This is a genomic window from Streptomyces sp. SAI-135 (assembly GCF_029893805.1).
Classification (GTDB): Bacteria; Actinomycetota; Actinomycetes; order Streptomycetales; family Streptomycetaceae; genus Streptomyces.
Window position 1 is genome coordinate 1,328,884 of record NZ_JARXYP010000002.1, and the last position, 13,580, is coordinate 1,342,463.

Annotated in this window: 15 protein-coding genes; 4 read left to right on the forward strand and 11 right to left on the reverse strand. The window is 71.7% G+C overall.

Going from position 1 to position 13,580, the window contains the following annotated elements; genetic code table 11:
* Window positions 1-5: 5 nt before the first annotated feature.
* Complete coding sequence (locus M2163_RS10370) at window positions 6-803, forward strand: hypothetical protein (RefSeq protein ID WP_280853078.1); 798 nt, start codon at window positions 6-8, stop codon at window positions 801-803.
* Here the strand turns inward: M2163_RS10370 and M2163_RS10375 are convergent.
* Both M2163_RS10375 and M2163_RS10380 read right to left on the reverse strand, forming a co-directional pair.
* Window positions 749-2,707, reverse strand: a complete 1,959-nt coding sequence (locus M2163_RS10375) for a serine/threonine-protein kinase (protein WP_280893821.1) — start codon at window positions 2,705-2,707, stop codon at window positions 749-751. The genes M2163_RS10370 and M2163_RS10375 overlap by 55 nt on opposite strands.
* Before the next feature lie 107 nt (window positions 2,708-2,814).
* A complete protein-coding gene (locus M2163_RS10380; RefSeq protein ID WP_280853076.1) occupies window positions 2,815-4,119 on the reverse strand; it encodes an aldolase/citrate lyase family protein in 1,305 nt (434 codons plus the stop codon).
* 191 nt (window positions 4,120-4,310) lie between these two features.
* On the opposite strand from M2163_RS10380, the gene M2163_RS10385 reads away from it, so the two are divergent.
* Window positions 4,311-5,204, forward strand: coding sequence for an endonuclease/exonuclease/phosphatase family protein (locus tag M2163_RS10385; protein ID WP_280893822.1), 894 nt, complete (start codon window positions 4,311-4,313; stop codon window positions 5,202-5,204).
* 65 nt (window positions 5,205-5,269) lie between these two features.
* On the opposite strand, the gene M2163_RS10390 is transcribed toward M2163_RS10385, so the two are convergent.
* From M2163_RS10390 to M2163_RS10405, 4 genes are all read right to left on the reverse strand, one after another.
* The gene (locus M2163_RS10390) at window positions 5,270-6,232 is read right to left on the reverse strand and encodes an electron transfer flavoprotein subunit alpha/FixB family protein (protein ID WP_280893823.1); all 963 of its coding nucleotides are present in this window, start codon (window positions 6,230-6,232) and stop codon (window positions 5,270-5,272) included.
* 71 nt (window positions 6,233-6,303) lie between these two features.
* On the reverse strand, window positions 6,304-7,092 hold the full coding sequence (locus M2163_RS10395) for an electron transfer flavoprotein subunit beta/FixA family protein (protein ID WP_280893824.1): 789 nt from the start codon (window positions 7,090-7,092) through the stop codon (window positions 6,304-6,306).
* 225 nt (window positions 7,093-7,317) lie between these two features.
* Complete coding sequence (locus tag M2163_RS10400) at window positions 7,318-7,827, reverse strand: flavin reductase family protein (protein WP_280853072.1); 510 nt, start codon at window positions 7,825-7,827, stop codon at window positions 7,318-7,320.
* A gap of 208 nt (window positions 7,828-8,035) precedes the next feature.
* Window positions 8,036-8,449: a thioredoxin family protein gene (locus tag M2163_RS10405; protein WP_280853071.1), complete on the reverse strand. Its 414-nt coding sequence runs from the start codon at window positions 8,447-8,449 to the stop codon at window positions 8,036-8,038.
* A 75-nt stretch (window positions 8,450-8,524) separates the two neighbouring features.
* Between M2163_RS10405 and M2163_RS10410 the strand changes: the two genes are divergently transcribed.
* Window positions 8,525-8,941 carry a DUF4395 domain-containing protein gene (locus M2163_RS10410; protein ID WP_280893825.1) on the forward strand — a complete coding sequence of 139 codons (417 nt, stop codon included), beginning with the start codon at window positions 8,525-8,527 and terminating at the stop codon, window positions 8,939-8,941.
* 187 nt (window positions 8,942-9,128) lie between these two features.
* A complete protein-coding gene (locus M2163_RS10415) occupies window positions 9,129-9,857 on the forward strand; it encodes a lysophospholipid acyltransferase family protein (protein WP_280853069.1) in 729 nt (242 codons plus the stop codon).
* On the opposite strand, the gene M2163_RS10420 is transcribed toward M2163_RS10415, so the two are convergent.
* The 5 genes from M2163_RS10420 to M2163_RS10440 all read right to left on the reverse strand — a co-directional run bounded on the left by M2163_RS10420 (window position 9,820) and on the right by M2163_RS10440 (window position 13,548).
* On the reverse strand, window positions 9,820-10,536 hold the full coding sequence (locus M2163_RS10420) for a phenylalanine--tRNA ligase beta subunit-related protein (RefSeq protein ID WP_280893826.1): 717 nt from the start codon (window positions 10,534-10,536) through the stop codon (window positions 9,820-9,822). The genes M2163_RS10415 and M2163_RS10420 overlap by 38 nt on opposite strands.
* Window positions 10,537-10,543: 7 nt before the next feature.
* On the reverse strand, window positions 10,544-11,116 hold the full coding sequence (locus M2163_RS10425; protein WP_280893827.1) for a transglutaminase family protein: 573 nt from the start codon (window positions 11,114-11,116) through the stop codon (window positions 10,544-10,546).
* Between the two features lie 61 nt (window positions 11,117-11,177).
* Window positions 11,178-11,690: a GNAT family N-acetyltransferase gene (locus M2163_RS10430; RefSeq protein ID WP_280893828.1), complete on the reverse strand. Its 513-nt coding sequence runs from the start codon at window positions 11,688-11,690 to the stop codon at window positions 11,178-11,180.
* Between the two features lie 41 nt (window positions 11,691-11,731).
* Window positions 11,732-12,802, reverse strand: a complete 1,071-nt coding sequence (locus M2163_RS10435; RefSeq protein ID WP_280893829.1) for a low specificity L-threonine aldolase — start codon at window positions 12,800-12,802, stop codon at window positions 11,732-11,734.
* Complete coding sequence (locus M2163_RS10440) at window positions 12,799-13,548, reverse strand: SDR family oxidoreductase (protein WP_280853064.1); 750 nt, start codon at window positions 13,546-13,548, stop codon at window positions 12,799-12,801. The genes M2163_RS10435 and M2163_RS10440 overlap by 4 nt, the downstream gene beginning before the upstream one ends.
* Window positions 13,549-13,580 lie beyond the last annotated feature (32 nt).

Genomic DNA, 13,580 nt, shown 5'->3' on the forward strand with positions numbered 1-13,580 from the left:
GGCCGATGGACGGCTTCACTCTGGAGGCACTCGGCCTGGCCGAGGCTCCTCGCGATCACCCGCTGCGGTACCCCGGCGCCTGGCCGGCGGACTCCGCGGTTCTCGACGGAGACCGGCTGGTGCCCTTCGACGGGACGCTGCCTCTCGCGGGCCGCGCGCCCGTGCTCGCGGTCGGTTCCAACGCCAGCCCCGGGCAACTGCGCCACAAGATGGCCGAGTCCGGGCTCTCCTCCCCGATCCCGATGGTGAAGGCGCGGGTGACCGGCGTGGACGTGGGCGTCTCCGCGCACGTGAGCCGCATGGGCTACGTGTCCGCGTCGCCCTTCCGGGCGCCGGACGCCGTGCGGGAGTTGTTCGTCATCTGGCTGGACGCGGAGCAGCTCGCCGTGATCGACGCGAGCGAGGGGGTACCGCTGCCGCACGGCAACTACGGGCGGGCCTGGCTGCCCGCGCCCGAGGTGCGGGTCGAGCTGCCCGGCGGTGTCACGCTGCCCGGGGTCCACTCCTACGTCAACCGTCACGGCGTCCTGCACGACGGCACCGGCGCCCCGCGCACCCACCCCGGCCAGCGAGAGCTGCTGACCGAACTCCTCATGGGGTCGGCCCGGTTGCGGGAGCTGTTCGGCGTCACACCGGAGGATTTCGTGGCACGGGCCCGCGCCGACCGGCACCTGTGCGAGACGGGCACCCGGCTGTTCGCCGACGAGAAGCAGGTCACGGAGTCCGGTCTGGAGCCCTGCGTGAGGGTTCAGCAGACCGGGAGTCCCGGTACCGGCTCGTCGTTGTTCCCGCCCTTGATGTAGACGTCGCTGACGTAGACGCCGGTGTTGCCGCTGTCGTCGTCCGTCCTCGCCCACCAGACGTTGGTCCACTCTCCGGACGTCTCGCGGCGCCCCAGGTTCGACTGGCAGAAGAAATAGTTGGTGCCCGCGTAGAGGACGCCGGCCTCGGCGCCGGAGGCGGTGTAGGACTTGGCGGTCTTCCAGACGGTGCAGTTGTACTTGCCGCCGCCGATGGGGGTGCAGGCCGGCGCCGGAGGCGGGGTGCTGGGGCCGCCGTTCCCGGTCGTGCCGCCGTCCCCCGAGTCGCTGCCACCCGTGTCGCCGCCGCCCGAGCCTCCGGCGGAGGGGTGCGCCGTGGCGGACGCGGAGGCACCGGCCGTGGGTTCGGCGCTGCCGTCCTTGCCCGGCGACTTCTTCTCGCCGGGGGTCTTCCCGGCGCCCCCGTCGGTCAGCGCGGTGCTGCCGGAAGGGCCGCCGTCGGTGCGGGGGGAGGCGGAGGAGGAGGCCGAGCCGGTCGTGCCGGACGCGATCGGCCGGGCGTCGGCTTCGGCCTCGCCCGAATTGTTCATCAGCGAGACGGCCGTGCCGGCCACCGCGAGCACGACCGCCACGGCCGCCGCGGCGAGCAGGACGCGCCTGTTGCGACGGGGTGTGCGGGAGGGGGCCATGGGAGTCGTGTCACGGGTCACCCCGTGGGCGGCGTGCGCCGAAGCTCCCGTCCCGGGGACAGGCGCCGAACCGCCGCCCTGAGGAGGGCCGCCGAAGCCCTGGCCCGGTGAGCCGGCCTGTCCCGCAGCCCCGTCAGGGGAAGTGGCCCCGCCAGGGACAGCGGCCCCGTCAGGGACAGCGGCCCCGACCCACCAGTGCGCGGGGGCCTCGGCCTGCCCCGTGGCACCCGGGGCGGGCTGCCCCGGCCCCGCGGCCGGCTCGGCCCCCTCCGTCGCCTGCGACGCGGACACCGGCACCGGGGCCGGCGCCGGAACGTCGGGGGCGGTCTCGGCCTGCCCGGTCGGGCTCGCCGTACCCCGCAGGGTCGTCGTGGGACTGTCCGCGCCGGGCTCGGCCCCCTCCGCCACCGCCCGCAGCAGCTCGCGCGCCTCCTCGGCACCCGGACGGGCCTCGGGCCGCTTGTCCAGCAGGCGCTGGAGAACGGGGCCGAGGGGTCCGGCGCGGTGGGACTCGGGGAGCGGTTCGCCGACGATCGCGGTGAGCGTCGAGAACGTCGACGTGCGGCGGAACGGCGAGGCCCCCTCGACGGCCGCGTACAGCGTCGCGCCCAGTGCCCATACGTCGGAGGCCGGTCCCGGGTCGGCACCCTGGGCGCGCTCGGGGGCCATGTAGTCCAGGGAACCGACGAGATGGCCGGTGCGGGTCAGGTTCGTGGCCGAGCCGTCGCCCGGGTCGTCCATGGTGGCGATGCCGAAGTCGGTGAGCAGGACGCGGCCGGAGCGGTCGAGCAGGATGTTGCCCGGCTTGACGTCCCGGTGCAGGACGCCGGCCTCGTGGGCGGCGGCCAGGGCGTCCATGACCTTGGCGCCGATGCCGGCCGCCTCCCGCGGGTCGAGCGTGCCCTGCTTGCGCAGCACCTGGTCCAGGGAGGGGCCCTCGACCAGCTCCATGACGATCAGGGGGCGGCCGTCGACCTCGGCCACGTCGTGCACCGCGACGACTCCGGGATGGCGGACCCGGGCCGCGGCGCGGGCCTCGCGCTGCATCCGCAGCCGCAAATCGGCGAGTTCCGGGCCGTCGGCGTCGGTGTAGGTGCGCAGTTCCTTGACGGCCACCTCGCGGCCGAGGACCTCGTCGACGGCCCGCCAGACCACGCCCATACCGCCGCGCCCGAGCTGGGACACGACCCGATAACGCCCGGCCAGCAGCCGACCGGCGTCGTCCTGGCCCTTTCCGTTGGTCTCCCCCGAAGACACCGCTGCCCCGTTCCTGTGACACGTCAATGCGTGCGGTACAGACTACGGGGCAGGAGTGACAACTCCAGCCGGCGGTTGCGACTGTGACAGGGCCGCTACGTCTTCCCCTACTTCGTGGAGACGGTCAGATCACCGCGCCGGGGCGCCGCGTAGCCCTCCAGGTCGGCCCGGGTCAGGCCGGTCAGGCGGGCGACCTCGCCGATGTCCAGGGCGCCGCAGTCGAGACCGCGCAGCAGGTAGCCGCTGAGGGCCTTGGCGGTGGCGGGCTCGTCCATGACGTCGCCGCCGGTGCGGTTGGCGTACCGGGCGAGCCGGCCGGCCGCCTGCTCGAACCCCTCGCGGTAGAAGGCGAACACGGCCGCGTACCGGGTCGGGATGTGGCCGGGGTGCATGTCCCAGCCCTGGTAGTAGGCGCGCGCCAGGGCCCGGCGGGTCAGGCCGTAGTGCAGCCGCCAGGCGTCGTGGACCTTCGCCGTCGGCCCGACCGGCAGGACGTTGGTGGAGCCGTCCGAGACCCGTACGCCGGTGCCCGCGGCCGCGACCTGCATGACCGCCTTGGCGTGGTCGGCGGCGGGGTGGTCGCTGGCCTGGTGCGCGGCGGAGACGCCGAGGCAGGCGCTGTAGTCGAAGGTGCCGTAGTGCAGTCCGGTGGCGCGGCCCTCGGCGGCCTGGATCATGCGGGCGACGGTGGCGGTGCCGTCGGTGGCCAGGATGGACTGGCTGGTCTCGATCTGGATCTCGAAGCCGAGCCGCCCGGAGTCCAGTCCGTGCGCCTTCTCGAAGGCCTCCAGGAGCCGGACGAACGCGGTGACCTGCTCGGGGTAGGTCACCTTCGGCAGGGTCAGCACCAGTCCCTCGGGCAGGCCGCCGGCCGCCATCAGGCCGGTGAGGAAGACGTCGAGGGTCCGGATGCCCCGGTCCCGGACGGCGGCCTCCATGCACTTCATGCGGATGCCCATGTACGGCGCCGCCGTGCCGTCCTCGTACGCCTCGGCGATCAGACGGGCCGCGCGGGCCGCCGCCTCGTCCTCCTCGGCGTCCGGGCGCGAGCCGTAGCCGTCCTCGAAGTCGACGCGCAGGTCTTCGATCGGTTCGTGCTCCAGCTTGGCCCGCACGCGCGCGTGGACGGGCTCGGCGAGTTCGTCGGACAGCCCGAGGACGGCGGCGAAGGACGCGGCGTCCGGCGCGTGTGCGTCGAGGGCGGCGAGGGCCTTGTCGCCCCAGGAGCGGACGGTGTCAGCGGCGAAGACGTCACCGGGGACGTAGACGGTGTGCACGGGCTGGCGGGTGCCGGGGTCTCCGGGGTAGCGGCGCTCCAGTTCGGCGTCGACCGGCGCGAGGGAGGCGCTGATCTCCTCGCTGACGGCTCCCGCGAGGCTCGTCGCCACCTGCTCCTGCTGGCCCTGGCCCATCCCACATCCTCCAGTTTTCCGCTCTACGGAATCAACAATCCGTAGAGCGAAGTTATCCGCGAAGCTTCCCGACGGTCAACACCCCGTCCACAGCGTGAGCCGTCCCGTTCATCCAAGGTGCCGAGATCCCCTACGCCGTCTACCGCGGTCCGGCTCGAACATTCATCCTGTCCCGTCGGGAGGGAATCAACATGTCGGACACCCACAGAATGACGCGTCGCATGGGCCTCAGAACCGCCGTGGCCGCCGCCGTCACCGTGCCGCTGATGGGCACGCTGCCGGCCTCGGCCGCCAAGCCGAACCACCGCCGACTCGATGTCATGACGTTCAATCTGCGTTTCGCGAGCACCTCCGAACCCAACAGCTGGGCCGCCCGGCGCCCGGTGATGCGCCGGTTGCTGCGCCGGGAGGCCCCCACCCTGCTGGGCACGCAGGAGGGCCTCTACCAGCAACTGCTCGACATACACTCCGACCTCGGACCGCACTACGCGTGGATCGGCACCGGCCGCGAGGGCGGCAGCCACGACGAGTCCACGGCGGTCTTCTTCGACACCCGGCGCCTGGCCCCCGTGGAGCACGACACGCACTGGTTGTCCGACACACCCGGGGTCGTCGGCTCGAACACCTGGGGTGCCGCGCTCCCCCGGATCGTCACCTGGGTCCGCTTCCGCGACCGGGCCGCACGGGGACGTGAGTTCTACCTGCTCAACACCCACTTCGACCACGTGGGCCAGTACGCGCGCGAGCGCTCCGCGCAGTTCCTCGGCGAGAGGATCGCCGAGTTCGACCGGGCGTCACCGGTCGTCGTGACGGGCGACTTCAACGCCACGGCCCACGACAATCGCGCGTACGACATCCTGCTGGCCGCGGGACTCGTCGACACCTGGGACACGGCCGCCGAACGCAGCAGGCTGTACGCCACCTTCCACGGCTACCAGCCCCTCACACCCGACGGCGACCGCATCGACTGGATTCTCGCCACAACCGGCACGACGGTGCACCGGGCCGGGATCAACACCTTCGCGGTGAACGGCCAGTTCCCGAGCGACCACCTGCCGGTGCAGGCCACCCTGACCCTGGGATGAGCCGAGGCCCCCCGCGACCGCGTCGGCGGTCACGGAGGGCCTCGTACGCCCGGAGCGGGATCGGATCAGCCCTTGCGGGTCTTGATCTCCTCGGTGAGGGCGGGGACGACGTCGAAGAGGTCGCCGACGACGCCGTAGTCGACGAGGTCGAAGATCGGGGCCTCGGCGTCCTTGTTGACCGCCACGATCGTCTTCGAGGTCTGCATGCCCGCGCGGTGCTGGATCGCGCCGGAGATGCCGTTGGCGATGTACAGCTGCGGCGAGACGGACTTGCCGGTCTGGCCGACCTGGTTGGTGTGCGGGTACCAGCCCGCGTCCACCGCGGCACGCGAGGCGCCGACGGCCGCGCCGAGCGAGTCGGCGAGGGCCTCGATGATCGCGAAGTTCTCGGCGCCGTTGACACCGCGGCCGCCGGAGACCACGATCGCGGCCTCGGTCAGCTCCGGACGGCCCGTCGACTCGCGCGGGGTGCGGCCGGTGACCTTGGTGCCGGTGGCCTGGGCGGAGAAGGTCACGCTCAGCTCCGACACGTCACCGGCGGCCGGGGCGGCCTCCACGGCGGCCGAGTTGGGCTTGACGGTGATGACCGGGGTGCCCTTGGAGACACGGGACTTGGTGGTGAAGGAGGCGGCGAACACCGACTGGGTGGCCACCGGGCCCTCGTCGCCGGCCTCGAGGTCGACGGCGTCGGTGATGATGCCGGAGCCGATGCGCAGCGCCAGGCGGGCGGCGATCTCCTTGCCCTCGGCGGAGGAGGGGACCAGGACGGCGACCGGGGAGACGGCCTCGACGGCGGCCTGGAGCGCGTCGACCTTGGGGACGACCAGGTAGTCGGCGTACTCGGAGGCGTCGTGGGTGAGGACCTTGACGGCGCCGTGCTCGGCGAGCGCGGCGGCGGTGTCGGCGGCGCCGTTGCCGAGCGCGACGGCGACGGGCTCGCCGACGCGGCGGGCCAGGGTCAGCAGCTCCAGGGTGGGCTTGCGGACGGCACCGTCCACGTGGTCGACGTAGACGAGAACTTCAGCCATGGGAATGCTCTCCTGCGGATTGCGAAGTCTGAGGGGCGGAAGGGGGGTTGAGCCTCAGCGGGCCAGAACCCTTAGATGAACTTCTGGCTCGCGAGGAACTCGGCGAGCTGCTTGCCGCCCTCGCCCTCGTCCTTGACGATCGTGCCGGCCGTGCGGGCCGGACGCTCCGCGGCGGAGTCGACGGTGGTCCAGGAGCCCTCCAGGCCGACCTGCCCGGCCTCCAGGTCCAGGTCCGACAGGTCCCAGGACTCGACCGGCTTCTTCTTGGCGGCCATGATGCCCTTGAAGGAGGGGTAACGCGCCTCGCCCGACTGGTCGGTGACCGAGACGACGGCCGGCAGGGACGCCTCCAGCTGCTCCGAGGCGGCGTCGCCGTCGCGGCGGCCCTTGACGGTGCCGTCCTCGACGGAGACCTCGGAGAGCAGGGTGACCTGCGGGACGCCCAGGCGCTCGGCCAGCAGGGCCGGGACGACGCCCATGGTGCCGTCGGTGGAGGCCATGCCGGAGACCACCAGGTCGTAGCCGGCCTTCTCGATCGCCTTGGCCAGCACCAGGGAGGTACCGATCGCGTCGGTGCCGTGCAGGTCGTCGTCCTCGACGTGGATGGCCTTGTCGGCGCCCATGGACAGCGCCTTGCGCAGCGCGTCCTTGGCGTCCTCGGGGCCGATGGTCAGGACCGTGACCTCGACGTCGTCGTCGGAGTTCTCGGAGATCTGCAGCGCCTGCTCGACCGCGTACTCGTCCAGCTCGGAGAGCAGACCGTCCACGTCGTCCCGGTCGACGGTCAGGTCATCGGCGAAGTGCCGGTCGCCGGTGGCGTCGGGCACGTACTTCACAGTGACAACGATCCTCAAGCTCACGCCGGCTCTCCTACTGCATCGTCATTTTCGGCTGCCTCTTGCAGGCAGCATAGGCGCCCCAAGCGGCCGATCCCGGTCGGGGCGGGCTGCGCTCCGACCGCAATATTACTCACCAGTACATACAGTTCCTGCCCGCTAAGCAAGCGCTTTGAACTGTGACCTTCGCAACGCAGCGTAATCGGAACTCGACGGCCCCGCACACCAGCGCCGACCCGGCTGAGCCGATCAGTCGCGCAGCCCGTTGAACCGGCCCTGGTGGTAGAGCAGCGGCCGGCCGGCGCCCGCCGGGTCGCCGAGCCGCACCTCGGCCAGCACGATGCGGTGATCACCGGCGGGCACGCGCGTGTGCACCCGGCACACCAGCCAGGCGAGCACGTCGTCGAGGAGGGGGACGCCCTCGGGCCCCTCGCGCCAGGCGGTGGGCGCGCCGAAGCGGTCGGCGCCGCTGCGGGCGAAGGTGGCGGCCAGCTCCTCCTGGTGCTCGCCGAGTATGTGCACGCCCACGAACTCGGCCCGGGAGATCGCGGGCCAGCTGGAGGCGCCCGTGCCGATCCCGAAGGACAGCATCGGGGGATCGGCGGAGACCGAGGCCAGGGAGGTGGCGGTGAAGCCGACGGGGCCCGTGTCACCGCTCGCGGTGATCACGGCGACCCCGGCCGCGTGCCGCCGGAAGACGGAGCGCAGGAGGTCGGGAGAGGCGAGTCGATGGCTGCCGAGTGCGGACGTGGCCGTCATGCGGGGTTCCTTCTGCGAGGGGTGTCGAGCCGGACCGTGGCTGCTCAACAGGCCGGACAGCGCGCGCTCGCGGTGCGGGCGAGGTCGACGTGCACCCGCCCGAACAGAAGGAGTTCCGTAGGCATACGGTCAGGCTGACGATAGGTGCGGTGCACAGTCAAGTGGGTTCCGGCATGTGGGAGATGCCTCACCGTGAGCCCACGCGGCGTCAGACCGCCTCCCCGACCGCCGCGATGACGTCCGCCTTGCGCGGCTGGCCGGTGGCGCGCCGCACGACCCTGCCGCCGGCGTCGAGGACCAGCACGGTCGGCGTCTTGAGGATGTCGAGTGCACGGACCAGGTCGAGGTTCTTCTCGGCGTCGATCTCGACGTGGGTCACGCCCGGGACCATGGCGGCGACCTCGCCGAGCACCCGCCGCGTCGCCCGGCAGGGCGCGCAGAAGGCGCTGGAGAACTGGACGAGCGTGGCGCGCTCTCCGAGGTCCTCGCCCAACTCGGCCGCACCGAGCCTCTTGCCGTCGTCGCGCCCGCGCACCCGCACCCTCCCGCTCCGTCGTCGTTGCAGCACCCCGTAGGCGCTCGCCGCCGCGAGCACCGCCACGCACACCACGAGTCCTGTCATCACCTGCACAAGCATTCACGAGACTGCAAAGATTCCCGCCGCCCCCAGGTCTTTCCGTTGCGGAATGCTTGATTCATGGACATCGACGCAAGAGGGCCGCGTTTCGGCGCGGCGGTGACGACCGTCGTGCTGGCGGCCGTTCTGATCACGGGCAGCGTCTGGCTGCTGGCCTGGCAGACGCTGGCGTTCGCGCTGGGCGCGGCGGGCGGGGTGGGCCGCTCGCCGTACGGCTGGGTGTTCCGGCGGGCGGTACGGCCGCGGATCGGGCCGCCGGCCGAGTTCGAGGCGCCGGAGCCGCCGCGGTTCGCGCAGGCGGTCGGCCTGGCCTTCGGGGCTCTCGGGCTCGTCGGGCTCGGGATCGGACCTCAGTGGCTCGGGCTCGCCGCGACCGGCGCGGCGCTCGCGGCAGCCTTTCTCAACGCCACGTTCGGGTACTGCCTGGGATGCGAGACGTACCTGCTCGCGCGGCGGGTGGCGGCACGGGCGGAGTAAAGGCGACTTAAAACCCCGAGGTCGATCACCGGGCGGACGTGACGAGAATCTCTCCCTCAGCGGGCACCAGGGCTGGCTCCCCGCCCGTTCTTCGGGCACGATCTGCGAGATGCCGTAAACCTACGGCTGCGTAACTTGACGCCGGGAGTCGGCTTCCCAGGCAGAGCAGGAAGGGCTCACCCCGCCCATGGCAGAGCTTGTCTACCGTCCCGTCGTCGGATTCGCCCAGGCGCTGTTCAAGGCCTGGGACCTCAAGATCGACTGCAAGGGGTCGGAGAACATTCCGCGCTCGGGCGGCGCCGTACTGGTGAGCAACCACATCAGCTATCTGGACTTCGTCTTCAACGGCCTGGCCGCGCTCCCGCAGAAGCGGCTGGTGCGCTTCATGGCGAAGGAGTCCGTCTTCCGCCACAAGGTCTCGGGTCCGCTGATGCGCGGGATGAAGCACATCCCGGTCGACCGCAAGCAGGGCGAGACGGCGTACGCGCACGCCCTGGAGTCGCTGCGGTCGGGCGAGATCGTCGGGGTCTTCCCGGAGGCGACGATCTCGCAGTCGTTCACGCTGAAGAGCTTCAAGTCGGGCGCGGCGCGGATGGCCCAGGAGGCGGGCGTCCCCCTGATCCCGATGGCCGTCTGGGGCACGCAGCGGCTGTGGACCAAGGGGCACCCCCGCAACTTCAAGCGCAGTCACATCCCGATCACCATCCGGGTCGGGGAGGCGATCGAGGCGTCCCGGGACAAGTACGCGGGGGCGATCACCCGGCAGGTGCGCGAGCGGGTCAACGAGTTGCTGGAAGCCGCCCAGCGCGCCTACCCCGTGCGCCCCAAGGGCCCGGACGACACCTGGTGGATGCCGGCCCACCTCGGGGGTACGGCACCTACTCCGGAGCAGGTGCGCGAGGCGGAGACGCGGTAGTCACCTCGACCCGTACCCCCGGACTGAACTTCTCCAGCAGCCCGGCCAGTTCGGCGGCCGCCTTCTCCACGTCGGCGTACGGCATCGGGGCCATGCTCTCCAGCAGGAAGATCCCCGAGACGGTCTCCTCGGTGAGCCTCGTGCGCGGACCCTGGCGCCAGTTCCAGCGACGGCAGGTCACCCCGGCCTCGTCCCGCCAGACCACCTCACCGGCGTCGGGGTGCTCGACGACCTCCTCGCCACCGGCCACGGTCACGAAGTCCTCGTCGCCGGTGGCCCGGACGAGGCGCATGCCGCCCCGGACGCGGTCGAGGTCCTCGCCGCCGACGGGGACGAGGTACGCGACGCTGATCGCGTTGTAGAGGTCGACCAGGAGGTTGATGCGGGGCAGGCCCGCGTCCGACAGGGCCCGCTTCGCCAGCGCCTCCGCCGAGTTGCGGGTGCGCGACGGCTTCGAGCCGAACGCCGTGTAGACCTCCCGCCAGGCCGCCATGTGCGGGTCCTCGTGCGGGGCCCGCCCGTCCAGGCGTACGGCGAGACGGCGGGCGGCGTCGTCGAGCAGTGCCGAACTGGCTTCGGTACTGGGTCCGTTGACGAGCCCGTGGGCTTCGACCGCGAGGTGCGCGAAGCCGGGTGCGAGGGCGCGCACCTCGTCGGACACGGTCAGGGAGAGGGTCATCGGTGCCTCAGAGTGCGGTGGGGAGCGTCTTCCAGAGGTACGGCCGGTCGGGGGCGGCCCTGAGGACGCTCAGGACGGTCGGGTGCGGTTCAGCGTACAGGACTGGGTAGTCCATCTCATTGGACTCCGGTTCCGGAGTGAAGGCCAGCCGCTCGCCGTCGAGGGAGAACTGGGCGTCCACTCCCGGCTTGTTGCCCCGGGGGTCCTGGCGGTGCCAGGCGCCGTTGAACCGCACGGCGACCAGGCCGTGCACCACACCCAGTTGCTGGTAGCAGAGGGCGGTCGGGATGTCCTCGGCGCGCAGCAGCGCGGTCAGCGCGTGCGCCTTGGCGTAGCAGATGCCGGTCCCCTGCTCCAGGACGTCGGAGGCCCGCCAGGTGACGCGAAGGTCGCCGGAGTCCTGGGAGTGCGGGATCGTGTCACGGACGAACTCGAAGGCCAGTCGCGCATAGGCATACGAGTCGGCCGCCTCCTTGGCGAGACGCGCCGCCGTCTCCCTGACGACCGGGTGGTCATGGTCGATGGCCTCGTCCGCGGCCAAGTAAGCGGAAAGGTCGGGGGTGTTCTGGATCAGCTCCATGTCCGCAGAGCATAGGAACGCGATCACTCTGGAGTCAATCAATTTACGGCAGGCAGTATATTTATGCAGCGTAGCAATGGACAGTCACCACCTGGGACGCGCTCCACCGCTGCTGGACCGTGGCGAGCCTCGTCCAGCCCAGACGTTCGTAGAGGGCCGCCGCGGCGGTGTCGGAGGCCACCACGTCCAGCACCGGGTGCAGGCCGCGGTGCCGTGCCTCCGCCACCGCCCGGCCCATCAGCAGGGCACCGATCCCGTGCCCTCTCGCCGACGGGGCGACGAACAACCGGCCGACCACCGCGGCCCGTTGCGCACTCGTGCCGTTGCGTTCGCCCCACACGACCGGGGCCAGGTCCTCTTCGGCGCCGCGGGTGAGGCCGACGTGGCCCGCCACCCGGCCGTCCAGTTCGGCGACCCAGTCGCCCAGCGCCGGCTTTCGCGTCAGCCAATCGCCGGGCCGGGCAGGCCAGTTCACCGGGTAGCCGTCGTGGCGGTGCACCTCCGCCAGTACCCGCACGCACGCCTGCACATCGTCATCCGTCCTCGGCCGGACCCGGCTCTGTGTCCTGTCCACACCGGCATGCAAGCACAGGCGGCCCTGGGCCCGGCGCCCGACTAGCGGGCCATCTCCTCCTTCAGCGCCGCCACGAACGTGTCCACGTCGTCCTCCGTGGTGTCGAAGGCGCACATCCAGCGGACGACGCCCGCGGCCTCGTCCCAGAAGTAGAAGCGGAAGCGCTTCTGGAGGCGTTCACTGACGTCGTGCGGGAGCTTGGCGAAGACGCCGTTGGCCTGGACGGGGTAGAGGATCTCGACGCCGTGGACGGCCCGCACGCCCTCCGCCAGACGCTGGGCCATCTCGTTGGAGTGGCGGGCGTTGCGCAGCCACAGGTCCTTGGCGAGCAGGGCCTCCAACTGCACCGACACGAACCGCATCTTGGACGCGAGCTGCATGGACAGCTTGCGCAGGTGCTTCATGTGGGAGACCGCGTCCTGGTTGATCACCACGACCGCCTCGCCGAACAGCGCGCCGTTCTTCGTCCCGCCGAGCGAGAGGATGTCGACGCCGACCGCGTTGGTGAACGTCCGCATGGGGACGTCCAGGGAGGCGGCGGCGTTGGCTATGCGGGAGCCGTCCAGGTGCACCTTCATGCCGTGCGCGTGGGCGTGGTCGCAGATCGCGCGGATCTCCTCGGGCGTGTAGAGCGTGCCGAGTTCCGTGGACTGGGTGATCGAGACGACCTGCGGCATCGCGCGGTGCTCGTCGTCCCAGCCGTAGGCCTGCCGGTCGATCAGCTCGGGGGTGAGCTTGCCGTCGGGGGTGGGCACGGTGAGCAGCTTGAGGTCGCCCATCCGCTCGGGGGCGCCGCCCTCGTCGACGTTGATGTGCGCGCTCTCGGCGCAGATCACCGCGCCCCAGCGGTCGGTGACCGCCTGGAGCGCGACGACGTTGGCGCCGGTGCCGTTGAAGACCGGGAACGCCTCGGCCGTGGCCCCGAAGTGGCTGCGGACGATCCGCTGGAGGTTCTCGGTGTAGTCGTCCTCGCCGTACGCGACCTGGTGCCCGCCGTTGGCCAGGGCCAGGGCGGCGAGCACCTCCGGGTGGGCCCCGGCGTAGTTGTCGCTGGCGAAGCCGCGGACCTGCGGGTCGTGATGGCGACGCGCGTCGGTCTTCGGTGGGTTCACGGCTTCTCGGTCAGCCACAGACGGTTTCCGTTCACTTCGGCGGCGGGCTTGTCCCAGACACCGGCGATGGCCTCGGCGAGGTCCTTGACGTCCGTGAAGCCCGCGAACTTCGCGTTGGGCCGCTCGGCGCGCATGGCCTCGTGCACCAGTGCCTTCACCACCAGGATCGCAGCCGCGGACTTCGGCCCGTCGGCGCCCCCGGCCTTGCGGAAGGCGTCGGCGAGAGCGAGCGTCCAGGCCTCGGCGGCCGCCTTGGCGGCGGCGTACGAGGCGTTGCCCGCGGTCGGCTTGGTCGCACCGGCGGCGCTGATCAGGACGTAACGGCCGCGCTCGCTGCGCTGGAGACCCTCGTAGAACGCGAGGGAGGTGTGCTGCACGGTGCGGATGAGCAGCAGTTCCAGGAAGTCCCAGTCGTCCAGGCTCGACTTGATGAAGGTCTCGCTGCCGCGCCAGCCGCCGACGAGGTGGACCAGGCCGTCGACGCGGCCGAAGTCCTTCTCGATGTGCGTGGCCCAGTCCCGGGTGGAGTCCAGGTCCAGCAGGTCGACCGGTTCGCCGGTCACGGTGGCGCCGCCCGAGGCGTAGCGTGCCGCGTCCACGGCCTCCGCGAGCCGCTCCGGGTCGTTGTCCGCGCCGACGACGGTCGCGCCCGCCTCGGCCAGCCGCAGCAGCGTCGCGCGGCCCGCGGGGCCGCCCGCGCCGGCCACCGCGATCACCGCACCGCTGAGAGCTCCGTTCCCCACCATGCTTTTCGCCTCCTGTGCAGCCGCCGCGACGG